General features: G+C 39.9%; 15 protein-coding genes. 7 read left to right on the top strand and 8 right to left on the bottom strand.

The window, feature by feature from the left end; translation table 11 throughout:
* Positions 1 to 3 precede the first annotated feature (3 nt).
* Together glgB and malQ are read right to left on the bottom strand one after the other, a co-directional pair.
* Entirely contained in the window at positions 4 to 2,196 is a 2,193-nt protein-coding gene (gene glgB, locus AAC000_RS10905) for a 1,4-alpha-glucan branching protein GlgB (RefSeq protein ID WP_339722621.1), read from the bottom strand.
* 51 nt (positions 2,197 to 2,247) lie between these two features.
* Positions 2,248 to 4,443, bottom strand: coding sequence for a 4-alpha-glucanotransferase (gene malQ, locus AAC000_RS10910; protein ID WP_339722623.1), 2,196 nt, complete (start codon positions 4,441 to 4,443; stop codon positions 2,248 to 2,250).
* A 325-nt stretch (positions 4,444 to 4,768) separates the two neighbouring features.
* Between malQ and gap the strand changes: the two genes are divergently transcribed.
* The 4 genes from gap to AAC000_RS10930 all read left to right on the top strand — a co-directional run bounded on the left by gap (position 4,769) and on the right by AAC000_RS10930 (position 8,245).
* Positions 4,769 to 5,764 carry a type I glyceraldehyde-3-phosphate dehydrogenase gene (gene gap, locus AAC000_RS10915; protein ID WP_339722625.1) on the top strand — a complete coding sequence of 332 codons (996 nt, stop codon included), beginning with the start codon at positions 4,769 to 4,771 and terminating at the stop codon, positions 5,762 to 5,764.
* Positions 5,765 to 5,879: 115 nt separating this feature from the next.
* Positions 5,880 to 6,719 (top strand): D-hexose-6-phosphate mutarotase, encoded by an 840-nt coding sequence (locus AAC000_RS10920; RefSeq protein WP_339722627.1) that lies wholly within the window; start codon positions 5,880 to 5,882, stop codon positions 6,717 to 6,719.
* A 13-nt stretch (positions 6,720 to 6,732) separates the two neighbouring features.
* Entirely contained in the window at positions 6,733 to 7,233 is a 501-nt protein-coding gene (locus AAC000_RS10925; RefSeq protein ID WP_339722629.1) for an N-acetyltransferase family protein, read from the top strand.
* Positions 7,234 to 7,471: 238 nt separating this feature from the next.
* A complete protein-coding gene (locus tag AAC000_RS10930; protein WP_339722631.1) occupies positions 7,472 to 8,245 on the top strand; it encodes a transporter substrate-binding domain-containing protein in 774 nt (257 codons plus the stop codon).
* Positions 8,246 to 8,405: 160 nt separating this feature from the next.
* Here AAC000_RS10930 and AAC000_RS10935 read toward each other — a convergent pair whose 3' ends face one another.
* The 3 genes from AAC000_RS10935 to AAC000_RS10945 all read right to left on the bottom strand — a co-directional run bounded on the left by AAC000_RS10935 (position 8,406) and on the right by AAC000_RS10945 (position 11,700).
* Positions 8,406 to 8,837, bottom strand: a complete 432-nt coding sequence (locus tag AAC000_RS10935) for a DUF4389 domain-containing protein (protein WP_339722633.1) — start codon at positions 8,835 to 8,837, stop codon at positions 8,406 to 8,408.
* A 299-nt stretch (positions 8,838 to 9,136) separates the two neighbouring features.
* On the bottom strand, positions 9,137 to 9,811 hold the full coding sequence (locus AAC000_RS10940) for an exonuclease domain-containing protein (RefSeq protein WP_339722634.1): 675 nt from the start codon (positions 9,809 to 9,811) through the stop codon (positions 9,137 to 9,139).
* 11 nt (positions 9,812 to 9,822) lie between these two features.
* A complete protein-coding gene (locus AAC000_RS10945) occupies positions 9,823 to 11,700 on the bottom strand; it encodes a putative nucleotidyltransferase substrate binding domain-containing protein (protein ID WP_339722636.1) in 1,878 nt (625 codons plus the stop codon).
* Between the two features lie 308 nt (positions 11,701 to 12,008).
* On the opposite strand from AAC000_RS10945, the gene AAC000_RS10950 reads away from it, so the two are divergent.
* The 3 genes from AAC000_RS10950 (at position 12,009) to AAC000_RS10960 (ending at position 14,605) form a co-directional block, all read left to right on the top strand.
* Positions 12,009 to 12,263: a DUF4212 domain-containing protein gene (locus AAC000_RS10950; protein ID WP_339722637.1), complete on the top strand. Its 255-nt coding sequence runs from the start codon at positions 12,009 to 12,011 to the stop codon at positions 12,261 to 12,263.
* Complete coding sequence (locus AAC000_RS10955; RefSeq protein ID WP_339722639.1) at positions 12,263 to 13,999, top strand: sodium:solute symporter family protein; 1,737 nt, start codon at positions 12,263 to 12,265, stop codon at positions 13,997 to 13,999. The genes AAC000_RS10950 and AAC000_RS10955 overlap by 1 nt, the downstream gene beginning before the upstream one ends.
* A gap of 168 nt (positions 14,000 to 14,167) precedes the next feature.
* On the top strand, positions 14,168 to 14,605 hold the full coding sequence (locus tag AAC000_RS10960; protein WP_339722641.1) for a hypothetical protein: 438 nt from the start codon (positions 14,168 to 14,170) through the stop codon (positions 14,603 to 14,605).
* 98 nt (positions 14,606 to 14,703) lie between these two features.
* Here the strand turns inward: AAC000_RS10960 and AAC000_RS10965 are convergent, their stop codons facing one another.
* The 3 genes from AAC000_RS10965 to AAC000_RS10975 form a co-directional block, all read right to left on the bottom strand.
* Complete coding sequence (locus tag AAC000_RS10965) at positions 14,704 to 15,432, bottom strand: transporter substrate-binding domain-containing protein (protein ID WP_339722643.1); 729 nt, start codon at positions 15,430 to 15,432, stop codon at positions 14,704 to 14,706.
* 521 nt (positions 15,433 to 15,953) lie between these two features.
* A complete protein-coding gene (locus AAC000_RS10970) occupies positions 15,954 to 16,877 on the bottom strand; it encodes a histone deacetylase family protein (RefSeq protein WP_339722645.1) in 924 nt (307 codons plus the stop codon).
* On the bottom strand, positions 16,877 to 18,763 hold the full coding sequence (locus AAC000_RS10975; protein WP_339722647.1) for a GNAT family N-acetyltransferase: 1,887 nt from the start codon (positions 18,761 to 18,763) through the stop codon (positions 16,877 to 16,879). The genes AAC000_RS10970 and AAC000_RS10975 overlap by 1 nt, the downstream gene beginning before the upstream one ends.
* Between the last annotated feature and the right edge of the window lie 287 nt (positions 18,764 to 19,050).

Consider the following 19,050-nt stretch of genomic DNA (forward strand, 5'->3'; position numbering starts at 1 on the left):
AGATCAGCCCTTAAATAAAATAAATAAACAAGCCAAAGGAGGAATATTAACACTCACAGAATGTGGCTGGCCGTTCCATGTTTCAGGCACTGACTGCATTTTTTTACTAGTTTTGTATGCACTACCCCAGTATTTTTTATCATCTGTATTCAATATCAACTGGTAAGCACCTTCATCCTGTACACCTAGTTTAAAGTTATCGTAGGGCACTGGCGTAAAATTAATCAACACATACATCTTTTGTTTAGCGTCGGTAGACTTACGTAAAACAGATAGAATACTTTGGTCGGCATTACCGTGATCAATCCATTCAAACCCCTGTTTATTGTGATCTAATTCGTATAAAGCTGGGTACTTGCGATAGGCCTTATTTAGGTCACGATACAAATTTTGGATACCTTGATGTTTTTCAAACTCAAGTAAGTGCCAATTAATCGAGCTATCATGATTCCATTCTTCCGATTGACCAATTTCATTACCCATAAAGTTAAGCTTTTTGCCAGGATGGGCATACATAAATCCAGCATAAGCGCGCAAATTGGCTGCTTGTTGCCATTCATCACCTGGCATTTTACGTAACAAAGAACCTTTGCCGTGTACCACTTCGTCATGGGAAATAGGTAACACAAAATTTTCATCAAAGGCGTACACCATAGAAAAAGTTATTTCATTATGGTGATAACGACGGTAGGAAGGATCTTTAGCAATGTAATGCAAGGAATCGTGCATCCATCCCATATTCCATTTAAAGCCAAAGCCCAAACCGCCTTCAAATACTGGACGTGAGACCTTAGGAAAAGATGTAGATTCTTCAGCAATAGTCATGGCATGGGGGAATTTTTCGTATACTTCTTTATTCATCCACTGCAGAAAACTAATGGCTTCATAATTATGATTGCCACCATCTACATTGGGGATCCACTCGCCTTCTTCTCGGGAATAATCCAGATACAGCATAGATGCCACCGCATCGACTCGTAAACCATCAATATGGTACTTATCCACCCAAAATAATGCATTGGCCACCAGAAACTGGCGCACTGTATCCTTGCCAAAGTCATAAATGCACGAATTCCAATCAGGATGCCAACCTTTACGTGGATCTTCGTATTCGTATACATGCGTGCCGTCAAACCTTGCCAAGCCGTGGCCATCTTCAGGGAAATGCGCGGGCACCCAGTCAATAATCACTGCTATTCCGTTTTGGTGACACTGATCAACAAAAAACTTAAAATCATCAGGCGAACCAAAACGACTAGTGGGTGCAAACAAACCCACTGGCTGATAGCCCCAAGAGCCATCAAAAGGAAACTCAGAAATAGGTAAAAGTTCAATGTGGGTATAACCCATGTCTTTAATATAAGGAATTAGAGTGTCTGCTAACTCCCGGTAATTCAGATACCTTTCAGTCGAATCATTACCGGGTCGTTTCCACGAAGCCATGTGCAATTCATAAATGCTCATAGGCTGTTGATATTTATCTTTCTTGGCTTTCTTAAGCCATGCTTTATCTTGCCATTGATATTGTTTGTGATCGTATACCACTGACGTATGCGAAGGATATTGCTCAGCATAGAAGCCAACTGGATCGGCTTTGTGTGGCAACTCGTTTCCCGCCGCATCCTTAATTTGGTATTTGTATTTAGCTCCAGCCTGAATACCCGGCACCACCAAAACCCAATAACCAAAATCCGTTTTTTGCATGGGTAAACAAGACCCATCCCAATAATTAAACTCACCGATTAGGGAAACGGCACTCGCATTGGGTGCAAATACTGCAAAACGCGTCGCTTGAATAGGTGCATCTAAACCAACATCAAGATCAACCAGTTGTGCCCCGAGTTGTTGATACACATTTTGCGCACTGTGGTCGATAAAGTGCACAGCATGATAAGCTTGATCTTGAAATTGATAAGGGTCAATAACTTGATATTGCCCCTGTTTATTACCCACTTCGAAAGCATAAACCAAAGGGGCTTGTTTAACGGTAAACTCACCGCGAAACAAATGACTACCAGATACTTTTTTTAAGCTACCCAATGCCTTGCCTGAAGCTAAATCAATAACTTTGACTTTTTCAGCATTGGGCAACCAAGTGGTAACAGTGAAAATAGAATTTGATGGCTGAAAATGAGCGCCCAGATGGGCAAAAGGAAAAGTACATTTGGCTTGTTTTAGTGCGTGTTCTAGCTGCATTTTTTCGCCTTAGTAAGGGTGACTCACTGGTTAAGTGAGCCACTGACAGTTTTACTTAGAGGCGAGTTTTCGTGCCTCTGTTAAATTTGCTGCAAGATGATTTAACGAGCTGTCATCAAAAATATCCTGCAAATTGCGTGTTAGCTTACGTCGCCAATTAGGGTACTCGTTAAAAGTACCAGGAATATTAACTGGTTTATCCATCTCTAACCAATCTTCTAATTGTAAGCTAAGTAGTTCACTAGAGCCGCTGGCCATATGCAACTGCATACCAAAATTAAGCGCTTTGCTCATTCCCACATTATGCACATCACGACCCACTTCGTCATTAACCGATTGATGACCGTGCAAGGTGTCTAAAATAGCCTGCTTGTTTTCATGCCTACTAGTATATAGCGTACTTAAAATTTCTTCTGTTGGATACAACCCAAGCTCTTTACCCAACTCTAAATCATGACAATGCCAATAACCAGATAAGGTTGGCATATCGTGGGTGGTAAGTGTTGACATGGATTGTTCAGGATAATGAGATGGAGAGAAAAACCCACCGTCTTTAGCCTGTTCAAAAAAGAACACGCGATAGGAATACACGCCATTATCGGCAAGTTTAATCCTTATTTCTTCTGGCACAGTGCCTAAATCTTCGCCAATCACCAAACTTTGATGCCTATGACTTTCTAGTGCCAAGATGGCCAATAAATCATCCACCGGATAATAAACGTAACCACCTTGCTTAGCGCTATCTCCTTTTGCTACCCACCATAAGCGCAACAAAGCCATAACATGATCGATACGAAGCGCACCTGTAGCACGCATATTAGAATCAAACAATTCTATGATAGGTTGGTATTGTTGTTGATAGAGCTTTTCAGGATCCATAGGTGGCAGTCCCCAATTTTGCCCTAATGGGCCCAAAATATCTGGGGGAGCTCCTACACTGGCGTCGGTACAATATAAGTCCTTATTACCCCAAATTTCTGCACTACCTTCACTGACCCCTACAGCAAGATCACGGTATAAACCAATCAACATATCATTTTCTTGAGCGACTTGATTGGCTAGCTCAAGTTGTAACGCCGCTTGCCATTGCAGCCATAAGAAAAACTTCACTCGCTTGGCATGTTTTTTAGTAAAGGTTTTGACTGCAGAATTGTGGAAATCTGATAATTCTTTGGGAAACACCGGCCAGCCCCAAGAGGCTTTTCCTTGAGCCGCTAGGTTCTCTTGTAACGCATCGTATACCGCCAACGTCTGCAAACTATCGCCACCATCAGCAACAAAGGCTTTGAACGCTTTGTTTAACTTAGTATTTTTAGAGAGATATTGGCTATTTTGATATTCAAAGACTTTTTCTAAGGCGCTTAACTTTAACTCAGTCACAAGCTCATAATCGACTAAATCAGTCGCCCTAACCTGCTGTAGTTTGTGCTGAAAATCGACATCATTGACCACTTCTTGAGTGCTTGCTTGCTTATAACCATCAAGAGAGGTGACATCAATATAAATAAAGTTTAACCAGCGACGAGACGAAGGACCATATGGGCTACAAGCATTAGCGTTAGCTGGGTAAAGGGCATGAATAGGATTGAGGCCAACAAATTGTGCGCCTTGTTTGGCGAGTTTTTCAAGGAGAAAGGATAAATCAGAAAAATCTCCCACACCCCAATTATTTGCACTTCGCAAACAATATAGCTGAACACTCAACCCCCAAACTTTTTGACCTTGTGTCAAAGCTTCTGGCTTAAAGCAAGATTTTGGAGCGATAATTAGTCGCATAGTGCCCAACACATCTTCATCTATCACTAAAGATAACGTGTGGTATCCCAATGGCAGTTCATTGGGGATATCAATGAGATACTCTTGAAATTCTATTTCTTCAATATGCACTACATTTATTAATTGACCATCTATGGGCACAAAGCGATGTTCAATCACCTCCCCAAGCTCGGTATCAATCTGAGCCACATATTCATCTGTTACGAGTTCAATTGGGAGACGAACCGTAATTTGCGAGAGCTCATCTGTACGCAAGACCTGGACCGGGTTTAAAACAGACAACCAAGTCTTAGTACTATTTTCTTGAACTTGTTTCAGCAACAAATCTGGCTCATTGACTTGATAACCCATAGCTGCCAACAACTTTCTTTTGGTTGCAGGTTCTATGGTTGTTGGGCGACCCCAAGCATCGTTGTAGTTAGATTCAATACCACGATATTCCACCAACTGCTCGAGTAACGAAGATGTCATTAAAATGTATTTCCTGTGCTGTGCTTTTTGACTAGTGCCCACTGACCTCAATGTTTACCACCAATTTAAGTGATAACATTTAACTATGGTATATCGCTCTACTAAAGCGAATTGACCTTGCAAATCATTATCAGCGAAAACCCATCTTTGGTGACTATGAATACGTTTGCAATGACCATATTGTAATTTAATAACATATTTTCGTGAATATTTTGCCTTATTCTGCTATTTAGTCCATAATTTTGTAATTATATTTCAGAAGGGTGTTGCCACCTTTCTTTATAACTTTTTGAACATTGGTTAAGAAAGCTAAGAGGATTAAGACATGACAATTAAAGTAGGTATCAATGGCTTCGGCCGAATAGGTCGATTTGTATTCCGTGCAGCATGTGAACGTAACGACATTGAAATAGTCGGTATTAACGACCTATTAGATGCAGACTACATGGCGTACATGCTTAAATATGACTCTACCCATGGGAAGTTTAACGGCACAGTTGATGTGCAAGACGGTCAATTAGTCGTTAATGGTAAAAACATCCGAGTCACTGCTGAACGTAACCCTGCAGATTTAGCTTGGGATGCAATTGGCGCTGAAGTTGTGGTTGAATCAACTGGCTTGTTTTTAACTGACGAGACAGCACGTAAGCATATTGAAGCTGGCGCTAAAAAAGTGGTACTTTCTGCTCCATCTAAAGATGCTACGCCTATGTTTGTTATGGGTGTTAACCACAGTGAGTATGCGGGTCAAGAGATTGTATCTAACGCATCTTGTACAACTAACTGTTTAGCCCCTTTAGCGAAAGTACTTAACGATAATTTCGGTATTGTTGACGGTTTGATGACAACTGTTCATGCCACTACTGCTACACAAAAAACGGTTGATAGCCCGTCAGCGAAAGACTGGCGTGGTGGACGTGGTGCTTCTCAAAACATCATCCCTTCCTCTACTGGCGCAGCTAAAGCAGTAGGTAAAGTTATTCCAGCATTAAATGGTAAATTAACAGGTATGGCATTCCGTGTGCCTACTGCAGACGTATCGGTTGTTGATTTGACTGTTAATCTTGCTAAACCCGCTACCTACGCAGAAATATGCGCAGTAATGAAAGCGGCTTCTGAAGGTGATATGCAAGGCATTATGGGTTACACCGAAGATGCAGTAGTATCACAAGACTTTATTGGCGATGTACGTACTTCAATATTTGATGCCACAGCCGGTATTGCATTAACTGATACATTCGTGAAATTAGTGTCTTGGTACGATAATGAAATCGGTTACTCAAATAAAGTATTAGATTTAGTCGCGCATATCAGCAAATAAATCTATTGGTGAATCATGAGATCGGCTGATCTTTAATTTGAGCACTAAGATATGATAAAAAGGCGGCTATCTAAGTCGCCTTTTTTGATCCTCAACACAGAAATAGAGTACCGACATGCTACTGACTGAATCCACAAAGATCGTAACAAAAGAGAATATCCAGCTAATTCAAATTGAAAATGACTTTGCCACTGCTGAAGTCGCTTTATTTGGTGGGCATATAATAAGTTTCAAACCCAAACATGATAATCGTGAACGTCTATGGGTCAGTAAAGAAGCCATTTTTGACGGCAAAAAAGCGCTCCGTGGTGGCATTCCTATTTGTTGGCCATGGTTTGGGCCTCATGCAACTCAACCTAATTTAGCCGCTCACGGTTATGTGCGCACCCAAATATGGACAATCCTTAGCACCGAAGAAACAGAATTAGGTACACATATCTCTCTGCAACCCCAATCAAGTATTGATGAAGGATTAGACGGCAAGGCGCAACTCACCTTAACTGTTGTTGTGGGCCAAGAACTAAAAATCCAATTACACACCACTAATATTGGTAATACACCTTTAACCTACAATTGCGCATTGCATAGCTATTTTGCTATTTCAGATATCAAGCAATGCGAGTTGTTAGGATTGTCTGAACAATATTCTGATAAAACTCGAGACTTTCAATTATTTGAAACGCCACACCCCTACAAATTTAATGAAGAAACAGACAGAGTACATCTGCAACAACCAAAGCGACTCAGTATCATCGACAAGCAAATTAAAACCGACATTTTGTCATCTGGTCATGACAGCATAGTGGTTTGGAATCCATGGCAAGACAAGTGCATTAGCATGGATGATATGGCAAGTAATAGCTATTTAACAATGTTATGTGTGGAAACTGCCGTCACTCAAAACCAAGTAGTTAACGCTGGCGACACTCACATACTAGAACAAATCATCATCTAATGAGGGAGAAAATATGATCCGTGCGGTCAAGTATACAGATGCCTCACAACTTGCTGATATCTATAACTATTACGTTATGTTTGGTACTGCGACATTTGAAACTGAAGCCGTTTCAGCAGACGAAATGGCAAATCGGATCCAAAAGATAGAAGGAAATTCACTGCCTTGGATTGTTGCTGAAGATCAAAGAGGTAGCATTATTGGCTATGCGTATGCAAGTAAGTGGAAGGAAAGACATGCCTATAGGCATTCTGTAGAGATAACCGTTTACTTAGACAAAAATCACAGGTCTCAGGGGTTAGGTTCAAAATTATATGCCGCATTATTTGCCCATTTAAAAAGTATCTCTGTTCATGTTGCTATAGCAGGCATTGCTCTACCAAATGAAACCAGTATTGCTTTGCATGAAAAATTTGCAATGAAAAAAGTAGCACATTTTGCAGAAGTAGGTAATAAATTTGGTAAATGGGTAGATGTAGGTTATTGGCAGCTTGTGCTGAATACCATGAAATAATGTTTAAAAAATCAAAAGTAACACTTCATAAGGTTTCCAGAGTCAAGCCAAATATTTTTGGCACACACTGTTCTTTTTACCCCTTATGATGTTGGATTTCAGTGTCTAAAAAGCTCCGCAATAGCTTGTATCGCTAGCTTTGGGCTTGGACTTTTTATGCGGCATTTAAAAATTAACTGTTTAAGCTAGGTAAAATTAGGCTAGACTGAAGTAACTTGAGGCGAAAAAAGACTCTTCTATGTCTAGGTTAATATTTGCTTTGTTTTGTTTTTGGCAATTACCTGTTGCTGCAGAAAAATATATTGTTGCCTCACAACATTTCAATTATTACCCACACTACAATTTCCTGTCAGAAACGGATAAAGGTTTCATTTGGGCTGTTTTACAAGAGTTTAGTAAATTCAGCGGTCACCAATTTACCTATCAAACCTTACCCGTTCTTAGATTACAAAGGGAGTTAGAGAAAGGCAGCATAGATTTCGTTTATCCAGATAACCCACTATTTAACCATGACCAAACCTTCGCTAAAGGTAAGTATTATAGTGATACCATTGCACGAACTTTAGGCGGTACTATGGTAAAGTCATCAAGCTTGGGTGAAAATATCAACACTATTAAACGCTTAGCTATCCCATTGGGTTTTACGCCCCAGTTAGAATGGGCAACGTTGGTAGAAAAAAAGAAAATAAAGCTTATTCCTGTCGCTACCCCTTTAGCAGAGCTACAACTTTTAGCCATAGGTAGGGTGGATGCAGTTGAAGTTGACTACTTTGTCAGCCAATATCAACTGCAAAATAATCCAGAATTTAAGCAGTTTAAATTTGATCCAAGTTTACCTAAATCAGAAGTGGAATTTAAATTATCAACCATAAATAAAACATGGTTAATTGATGAAATTAACCATTTCATACACTCTCACCCCGAATTGATACAGCAATTAAAGCTACAATATGGTATTTCCGAGCCAGAGTTAATTTTACAACAATTAAACCAAGTTAAGCCTCAGGAATAACTTGGTACAAAGTGACCGCAATGAGTCATTGCTATGACCTAACAGGCGATTCAGTAGAAGCGCTAAGATAAGCGACACATAAGTAACATTTAGTCCCGCCAACATAGCATTGAATGCCTTAAACACTTTGTTAACCTCAGCTATCAAAAACCGCCCCATTTTAAGTATTTAGAGGGGCATCACATGACGTTTTTTTAGTGATTATATCATCTTTGTTGTCGCCATCCGCGACGTCGATAACCTCTTCATCATGTATTGTTGTTGCCTCAGCATATTCCGTATAGACACTCTCAGCTTCATGTAAATTTGATTCTGGCGCGCCATCAGGAAAATCCTTAAACGGAAATGGCATGTCGTCAGTATTGAAGGTTAAAAACAAAGTGATCTGATAAATATAGGTACTTAGGTTTTGCCCAAAAGGTCCCATGGCTTCATTAGTTTGACCTTTAAAGAGCACAGTAATAAATTGGAATATGGCCACTAAAGTAACGAGCAACTTTGCCACGCCAGAAATGATGGCAAATACCACCATGAATAAACCTCTTTTCCACGTTTCTAGGTTAGTTAAGCTTGCTTTGGTTTTATCGTCCATTTGCTTCTCCTTAATTAAGGGTTGAGTTGTAGGTTTCCACTTAACTAGAGCAAATATAAAGCCAATATTTTTTATTTTAAAATCAATAGCTTAAGAAAACAAATCAACTTTAGAATATATTAATAACGATATATTGAGTTAAACCACTAAATAATGACGAAAATCACTAAACACTGAATAAACAAGATAATAGCAACTAGAGGTTTAAGGTTATTGCCCATTTAAAAGGGCGTCAGGCTAACTAGTAGCCTCTTTGTTATTGCATACTATTGGGTTTAGTAATAGTAAAGCTTGGCTGACTACAACACGTCTTTTAGTTTTGTGGTCTCTGTTTTTTGCTGTGCTAGAAACAGTTCAGCGGTAGCAATAGCATCATTAAGGGCGTTGTGCGCATAGTAGCTTGGTAACTCATGGGTGTGCCTTAACGCTGCAAGTCTTAAATTTTGTGGATCGTAAGCAATGTCTCTTTGATCTAACTTACGTTTTGCCATCGCTAGGGTATCTAAGATCATTAAAGGGGGTGAAACACCGTATAATTCTAGACAAGCTTGCTTCAAAAATTGTTTCTCAATTCGGGCGTAATGCACCAACATCACCTTCCCTGCCAATGCTTGTAACAACGCTTCGACAACGATGCGTAATGGTTTGCCTTGAGATTTTTGTTGATCAGTAATTTGGTGAATTATCACATTGTCTGCATCAAGGCGCAGTTCAGTGTTAATGATTTGATGGTAACAACTGTTTAGTTTAATTTGTTGTTTATCAATGCTAACAAAACCAACGCTAAGTAGTTTGTCTGTCACGGCATTTAGTCCTGTGGTCTCAAAATCTACAGACACTATGTCCAGATCTGATAAAAAGCTATCTTCACTTGGAAAGGGTACAGACAAAAAATCATAGAGCGCCCCTTTAGGTACTTTTTTTAATAGCCGTTTTCTGCGCGCTTCAAAACCAAAGAAACTACTGAGAAACAAAAAACACCTCCTCAAATAACCGCTGACTGGCGATAGTCTTGCATCGCTTTAATGACCTTAAATGCATCTTTTAAATGTTCTCTTTCTAACTTCGAAATTTGTTTAGGATCAATATAACTATCGACAGATTGTTCCTTACGCAACTGCCTAGCTTGATGCACTAAACGCACAGAAGTCAAAAACTCATAGGCGTCAATTAAGTTTTCAGCTGAGGCTTTAGTCAATGAACGAGTACCTGAACATTGCTTTAATCGCTCTATAGTATTGACCGCGGCAATGCCTTCGCTTAATGCGTAAATACGGGCTAAGTCAACTATCGGGGCAATACCATTGTGTTTTAAGTCTAACGTTGCATTGTGTTTGCCGTCTTGAATTAACACAAAGTCCCTGAAAAACCCCAAAGGTGGCCTTGACCTTAAAGCGTTTGCCGACATATGTGCAATAAATAAGGTACTGCTTTTGGTTTTTACGAGCATCTGCTGACGTACTTTTTCTAGTAAACTAACATCACCATGAATCGTACTTAAATCAAAAAAAACGCTGCTATTTAGCAAGGATTTTGGACTAGGAGTATCAACCCATTTATCAAAATATTGTTGCCATATCTTCTGTGGTTGACGCCATTTTTTGTTGGTCGCCATGATATCGCCAGGGCAGTAGATAAATCCACATTCGGCTAACCCATCACTCACAAAGGTTGCAAGACTCATAAACCATTCATCATCTATTGGTTTCATGGTGTCACAAATAATTAAGGCGTTATCTTGATCAGAGTGGGCAAGTTGTTCCTGCCTTGCTTGAGAGCCGGCAGCTAACCAAGCATAGGGAACAGGTGCCGGACCCAATTTTTGTTCTGCCATCTCAATTAAACGTATGGTAAATGCCATAGTAATTGCACTGATACTTTTGCCAACATGATCGGCATTTGCGCCAAGTTTGGTGAGCTTTACTTGCAATTTATTTAACAACTTACTGACACTAACTAACTCGGCAATAGAGCTCGCTTTATGAATAATGCTGATCATGTTAACGGCGTTGTGTTCTTCGTTATTCACCAAATCAGTTACGCTTACCATGCCAGCCAGCTTACCGAATTGGGTTACTGGTAAATGGTGAATATGTTTACTTGTCATGGCCATCAAAGCGTCGTAGGCATTGCACTTTATATCTATGGTGGCGACGTCTTTAGTCATTATGTCACTTACTAGGTTAAAGATAGGCAAACCGACTGCAACACAACGTCGCCTGATATCTTTGTCAGTCACTATGCCTAATTGCACGTCAGACAAGGGCTCTGCTAGAGCGTTTTCATCAACAACCACTAGGCAAGAATATCCCTGTTCAGTCATTTTAATGGCGGCGTCTTGAATAGTGGCGTTATGAGATATGGTTGCCACAGGATAATGATAAAAGTCGGCCACTGAAGTATGACTTATTGAAGAGGATATAATAGCGTCGTCACTGAGTTTGTTTTTTTTGTCATGAAGTCTTTGTTCAGATGAACTTTCCAAAAACTCAATTACTTGTGGTACATCGGTGAGTAGTGTTTTTAGTGCGATAAAATCTAAGCTGTAAATTAACGCATCTTCATCCACTATGATGGTAAAGGAGGTATTAAATGCAGTTCTTTTTTGGCAGAAAACGTTGCAAACATCACCTTCGCTATATTTTCCAACCAGCACTTCATCTGCCGCTACATAGCGTAAGGCACCTTTACGTAAAACGTACAGTTGAGGGTGGGCCATATCAACAGGAGATAAGTGTTCCCCTACCCGCAAATAACGAATACCTATTTCTCTTACAACTTTGTCGAGTAATGGGTCAGGTAATAAATCAAAGGGGGGAATGCTTCCTACAAAAGCGATAATTTCAGCTAATTCATTATCCATATCAAGACCTTTTGGTAACCTTTCTAAAACTACTTTTAACCCGTATATCGCTAATTTGGGACGGCTCAACCATTAAGTCAACTGCTAAAACGTCGTATAAGACCAAGGTGGTATATCTGAAAAAAAAAAAGCTTGGTAGTGTTGTTGTTAGTTAAAGTTGTATATGAATTGTTATAAGTTGTTTTCAAGTTTGTTATAGAAAGCATTTAACGGCATTTCTCTAAACACTTTTTCTCGAAAATAAAGTTATTACAACAAAAAACGGCGTGTGTAATAAATAAAATAGCATGCAGTGCTAGGAGAATAATATGCAAAAGAAGACCACATATTGGCAGGAAAACCTGCGCCTAATAGCAATCTGTCTGGTCATTTGGTTTATCGTATCATTTGGCTTTGGTTTGTTATTAGTAGAACCACTGAACGAGTTTCGTCTCGGTGGATATAAGCTCGGATTCTGGTTTGCTCAGCAGGGTTCAATATACATTTTTGTAGCTTTGATTTTTTGGTATGGCTATAAAATGAACAAACTTGATAAGAAATACCAGTCTGAGGATGAATCATAATGGATGAGTTAAAACTTTATACCTATATCGCAGTCTTTGGTACGTTCACCTTATATTTCGCTATAGCATGGTGGGCTCGCGCCGCTTCAACCAGTGACTTTTATGTTGCCGGTGGTGGGGTCACTCCGATGCAAAACGGCATGGCAATTGGTGCCGATTGGATGAGTGCAGCGTCATTTATATCCATGGCAGGTTTGATTGCCTTTTTAGGGTACGGAGGGTCTGTATTCTTAATGGGTTGGACAGGTGGTTATGTATTATTAGCCATGTTGCTCGCCCCTTATATGCGTAAACACGGTAAGTTTACCGTTCCTGAATTTATTTCTGATCGTTATTATTCGAAAACCGCGCGTATTGTTGCCGTTGTTTGTCTAATTCTCGCATCGTTAACCTATATCATAGGGCAAATGAAAGGCGTGGGTGTTGCCTTCTCTCGCTTCTTGGAAGTCGACTATGGTTTAGGTTTAGGCATAGGCATGGCTGTTGTATGGTTCTACGCTGTGCTCGGTGGTATGAAAGGCATTACTTATACACAAATAGCGCAATACGTTGTGATGATCTTTGCTTATACCATTCCTGCGGTTTTCATCTCTTTCCAATTAACCGGTAATCCCATTCCACAACTTGGCTTAGGCTCGACACTGGCTGATGGCAGTGGCATTTATTTGCTTGATAAGTTGGACTTGGTGGTAACTGAATTGGGCTTCAAAGAATACACCACAAGCAACATGAATGGTTCATTAGATATGTTCGCCTACACCATGTCGCTAATGATTGGTACTGCAGGTTTACCTCATGTCATCATGCGTTTCTTTACTGTTCCTTCAGCACAAGCAGCCCGTTCATCAGCAGGTTATGCATTAGTTTTCATCGCATTGTTATATACAGTGGCTCCCGCTGTTGGCGCAATGGCGCGTCTTAATTTGATGAATACAATTGAACCTACTGCTGGTCAACATTTAGAATATGAAAAGCGTCCTCAATGGTTTAAAGACTGGGAAAAAACAGGCTTATTAGAATTTGAAGATAAAAATGGTGACGGAAAAATTCAATACTCTGCTGACAAAACAACCAATGAAATGGTGAAAGTGGATAATGACATTATGGTATTGGCCAACCCTGCTATTGCTAACTTACCTAATTGGGTCATTGCATTAGTGGCTGCCGGTGGTTTAGCTGCGGCGTTGTCTACAGCAGCCGGTTTATTACTGGCGATTTCATCCTCCATTTCTCATGATTTAATGAAAGGTGTATTAACCCCAGATTTGTCTGAGAAAAACGAGTTACTGGCTGGGCGAATAGTGATGACACTGGCCATTTTAGTATCGGGTTACTTGGGACTGCATCCCCCAGGGTTTGCCGCAGGAACGGTGGCGCTGGCCTTTGGTTTGGCCGCTGCATCAATATTCCCAGCGCTAATGATGGGGATCTTCTCTAAGAAAATGAGTGGCACAGCAGCAGTAGCGGGTATGTGTTCTGGTATTGGTATAACCATGCTATATGTATTCCAACACAAAGGTATTATGTTTGTTCCAGGCACATCCTTCTTGGGTGATATGGCGCCAAACTGGTTCTTTGGGATATCACCCAATGCATTTGGTGTAGTGGGCGCAATAGTTAACTTTGGTGTCGCATTTGTGGTACTTCAGTTTACAGGACCCGCACCTAAATATGTGCAAGACTTGGTTGAAAACATGCGTAGCCCAGGAGGCACCGCTGCAGTCAGCCACCACTAAGTATTTTCAATAAACATCAAAGGCTAAAGAGTTGTGCTCTTTAGCCTTTGTTTTTAAACTAAAAGTGTTCAGTCAGAACCTGTTAACATAGTTTAAAACTCAAATTGAAACCCTGTTAATTAGTGTGCGACCTTCACAATTTTTTAAAGCATTAAAAAAGATAAAACAATGAATAAACATACAAGAACTGCATTTATGGTGGCGCCAATTTTAGCTGTAATTGGATATATTGCGGCAGATTACTATGAAGAAGGCTTAGCTGAAGAAGAGAAAGTGATCCAGTTAGTTCCTTTTGAAGACTGTGATGTCATTAATCAAAAGTGCATCCTGCGCGCCGGTGATTTCGAAGTAAATGTGTTTGATAAAAACAATTATACAACGGTCAACTCAACGTTTCCCTTAGACAGCGCAACACTGTTTCTTGTAGATGCAAATAATACGCCCACGCCCTATCCATTAGGGATGATACAAAGTCCTTATTATTGGCATTCGGAAACCAATTTGAGAGAGTTAATCGGTCAATCAGGACAAAGTTACACACTTCGCCTTGTAGCAAATATTAAGGGTGGAAGGTATATCTCAGAGTTTTATACAAAAACGAAATAGTTTCTTTGAATTTCCCTCATACCCAGAGCGTCCAAATAAATAACTTGAAGCTAATTATGTATGGCCTAGTTTTTGTTCAAAAATTGGATCAATAATGGCTAAAATATTCTCTTCGAAAGTAGGGCTTGTTGTTTTAGCTGAATCAATTTAATTTCTCCAGATAGTTTCATACTGACTAATACCTGATTTAGCTTTGGCAGAATATGTTGATTTTTTTTATGTAAATAAGAGTAAAACTCATGATGTTCAATTGCAGGCTCTAACATTATGATGTTTTCTGACTTTTTAACATCGGCATCTATCTGAAAAAGTTGTTTGGTGCTTACCATTAAATCTATTCTGCCCGCTTTTAATAAACCAAACACTTGTTTTAAATTGACTAGAGGGTACAGGGAAATATCATGTTTTTGTGCTGCCTGCTCAATATACTGAACGCCTTTTCTGTAGCCAAGTACATAATCTCGGGGAATACTCCCCCAACCACTGACATTAAAGTCCTTGCCAGCCCTAACATATAAATACACATCATGAGAGAAACAAGAAACAGCCACTTTAGATAGATTGGGGAACTTAACTTCTATGCCTGCAATCCTAGCCACCTCACCATCAATTTTGCCACTATTAGACATAATTAATGAACGACCTGCAGGCATATTGTTTACTGCCAAATTTATGTTCAGGCGATTAAATGCCGTTTCGAGTACTTTTACACATATTGAACGAACATGATCATTTTCGATAGTAGAAGAAGAAAAAAACAATGTATCTGCTGCATAAGTGGGACTAAAAAAAACACATGAAAATAAAACTAAAATCCGCTTTTTCAATGATATTCCTCTACATGTCTTTATTACTGAATAAGGCTGAAAGTCAGATGATTACTCTAACACCTTAATAATTGTTTCTCATGCAATAGCAAGATTTGAAATTCAGATAATAAGAACTTTACTATTGTAATGATAATCTACTTAAGCGCTATCTATTCACAAGTGCTGACCTTTTAGTATATCCGGGCCAACTACAACTTTTTAATAGTGACCGACTGGGGGAACAATATGCTCGGTAATTGGTACGACTCTATGATTACACTAGATGCCACCTGAATGCATTGCATAAATCCGTACAATATTATTACCTACTATCCACATATAAAAAAGAGCCGTCATAGTGCTGCAAGCGCCTTGGTTAGGTGCGCTTTCAAGATCGATGATTTAGTTATTATCCTTGTTTGAATATAAAGCTATTTAGAGACAACTGACACGGATTCTCGATAATTGGCATACTGACGCTCAATCCCAGAATGAGCTAGATATTCTGGTTCAGAAACGTCGATGACTCTAGGTACAAACTAACTGGCAAGTACTTTTACATGAGCCACCACACTCCGCGCCAATGCACTAAGGGCATAACCGCCTTCTAACACTGATATTATTTTACCGTTACAATGTTTCTCAGCCAGAGTTTTAAGCTGTTCCGTAATCCAGATGTAATCATCTTCAACCAGACAAAGTTGCCCCATTTCGTCTTCAGCATGGGAGTCAAAACCGGCGGAGATAAAAATCATTTGTGGTTTAAACTCATCGATGGCAGTAAACCAATGTTTGACCATTTCACGGTAATCTGTGCCTTTAATGCCCGCAGGAATAGGCACATTAATGATGCCGTCTCGGCTAGGTTCAGTGCCACTAAAAGGGTAAAATGGATGTTGAAAGGACGAGCAAAATAAAATTCGATTGTCGTCTTTTACAATGTCCTGTGTACCATCACCATGGTGTACGTCAAAATCAACAATAGCAATGCGCTCTAAGCCATATTTTTCTAACGCATGCATAACCCCAACTGCAACATTATTAAAAATACAAAATCCTGATGATTTGCTACGACCAGCATGATGACCCGGTGGCCTTACAGCACAAAATGCCCTTTTGGTTTGGTTATTCATGACTAAGTCGACAGCATCAACAACCGCACCAGCGGCGTATAATGCGGCATCTAAGGTTTTGTCCATCATTATGGTGTCATCGTCTAACCATACCCTCTCTCCTTTTTCCTTAGGCGCACGGTCAAATACACTTTTAACAAAAGTTTTATCATGAGCTCGTTCTAACGCCGATATAGGAACTGGTTTTGAGTCACAAAAGTGCAACACATATTCCAGTCCTGAAGAAATAAACTGGTCATTAATTTTATACATTCTCGCGGCTTGTTCAGGGTGCTCGTCACCCATGTTGTGCAAATTGCACTTATGACTGCCTATTATCGTGACTGTCATTACAATTCTCCGTTATTAAGGCCAGATTCATTCGCCTTGGTGTTATTGTTTAAGTATTTAATTAATTCAATTTCACCAGGTTCTGAATTTAACGAACGCACAAAGCCAAATTGTTCAAACACCGAAATCATCGGAAGATTGTTAGTTTTCACTAAGGCAAACATAGACTTAAGCCCACGTTGTTCGGCAATGTTTATCATGGTTTTTAACAAACGACTCGCCATACCCTTGCCTTGATTAGTCTCACGGGTAACAAAGGCGACTTCACATGCATTTTGTTGTGGATATAAATAATACCGACCAACCGCTTCAAGGCGCACCTTTGAACCGTCTTGCCGCACAATGGTTAAAGCAACATCTTTGCTTTGATCCACACTGACCAGATCACATGACTTCTCGCGCGTCATGGGTCCGGGCACAAAGTTATAGCGTAAATTGATGGTTTCTTTGGTATGGGAATAAAAAAACTCTTGTAAGCGACGTTCATCTGAAGGGTTCAGAGGGCGTAAATAAAACCGTTGATTTTGAATTTGAATACGGGAAATTTGCATTTCCCCTAATTCAGGGATATCAGTCGGGGTTTGCTTTTGGTAATCAGGTACCCAGAATTGTTTACGGATCTGTGCAAGTAGTTCATCTCTAAACTTAGGGTGGGCAACGCGAATTAATTCGAGGGCGCGCTCCCGAACACTTTTGCCTTGTAAACTCGCAATACCGAACTCAGTCACAACAAAGTGTACATTACCACGGGATGTCACCACCCCCGCTCCTTCGGATAAAGTCGCCACAATACGTGATACTTCACCATTTTTCGCCGTCGAAGGTAAAACAATGACAGGTTTTCCGTTTTTACTTTTGGAGGCGCCAGTCACAAAATCAACTTGACCTCCAATACCACTGTAAAATCGGTATCCAATAGAATCGGCCACCACTTGCCCGCTTAGATCGACCTCAAGTGCACTGTTGATAGCGACCATATTGTCGTTTTTAGCAATGTTTGTAGGTTTATTGACATAGGCAGAAGGGTAGAATTCAACATGTGGATTCATGTTGACAAAATCATATAGTTTTTGAGTACCAAAACAAAAACTGACGACCGTTTTCCCCGGATGAAAAGTCTTGTATCTGTTATTCACAATACCCCGTTGAATTAAATCAACCACACCGTCACTTATCATTTCAGAATGAATACCTAAATTTTTATGCTGATACAAATAACGGGTGACGGCATCAGGAATTTTTCCTATGCCCAATTGCAAGGTAGCACCATCGTCTATTAGCATGGCTGAGTATTGACCAATACGGTCAACAATTTTTGATTCTACTGGCAAGTCTACTTCGGGCAGCTTCTGCTCATATTCAATAAATGCGCTAAATTCGCTTATGTGTAAAAATGAATGCCCACATGTTCTGGGCATCAGTGGATTCACTTGGGCAATAATATGCTTTGCTGCCCTAGCAGCCGACATCACTACATCAACCGATACACCCAATGAGCAATAACCTAACTCGTCCGGTGGCGAGACCATAATTAAAGCCGCATCAAGGGGTAAGGTGTCATCGGTAAACAAACTGGAAATTTCTGACAAAAAACACGGCGTATAATCAGCTCTGCCTTCATCCACCGCTTTCCTAATCAGGCTTCCGTGAATAAAAAAGGTATTTATTTTGAATCGTGCAGCATATTCGGGCAAAGCCCATTTATTATCCGATAAGGTACTTATGTGAGTAAGTTCAATATCGTTTAAGTGTTTAGCGTCTTCAATTAGGCTATCAATTAATGCGTTAGGCACCCCCGCATTTGAGCCAATAAAAACTCGATTACCTGAATTGAGTAAGCTCTGCCAATCAACTTTTTTTGTGCACTGATATTTGGACAATTGCATGAAAAACGACTCTAGCAAAAAGTGATAGTGATTATCTTATCAATAACAGCGCCAATTTATTTGATCTAGGGCAGTTATTTTATATATTCTGGCTTACAAAAAACCAGTGATAAGGGCGAAGCGATTTCAACTTTAACTTAATCGCGGTTACTATGGATACTGGCCCAAAGCGAGTACTGATAACTGCAAAAGTTAAACATATAGGTAAATATAATCCAGCGTTCTAAATACCTAACCAATGCCAGTCTAGTTTCATTTCGCAAAGACAAAAGTCAATGAGACCAAGG

It is taken from the genome of uncultured Paraglaciecola sp. (genome assembly GCF_963977085.1).
Classification (GTDB): domain Bacteria; phylum Pseudomonadota; class Gammaproteobacteria; order Enterobacterales; family Alteromonadaceae; genus Paraglaciecola.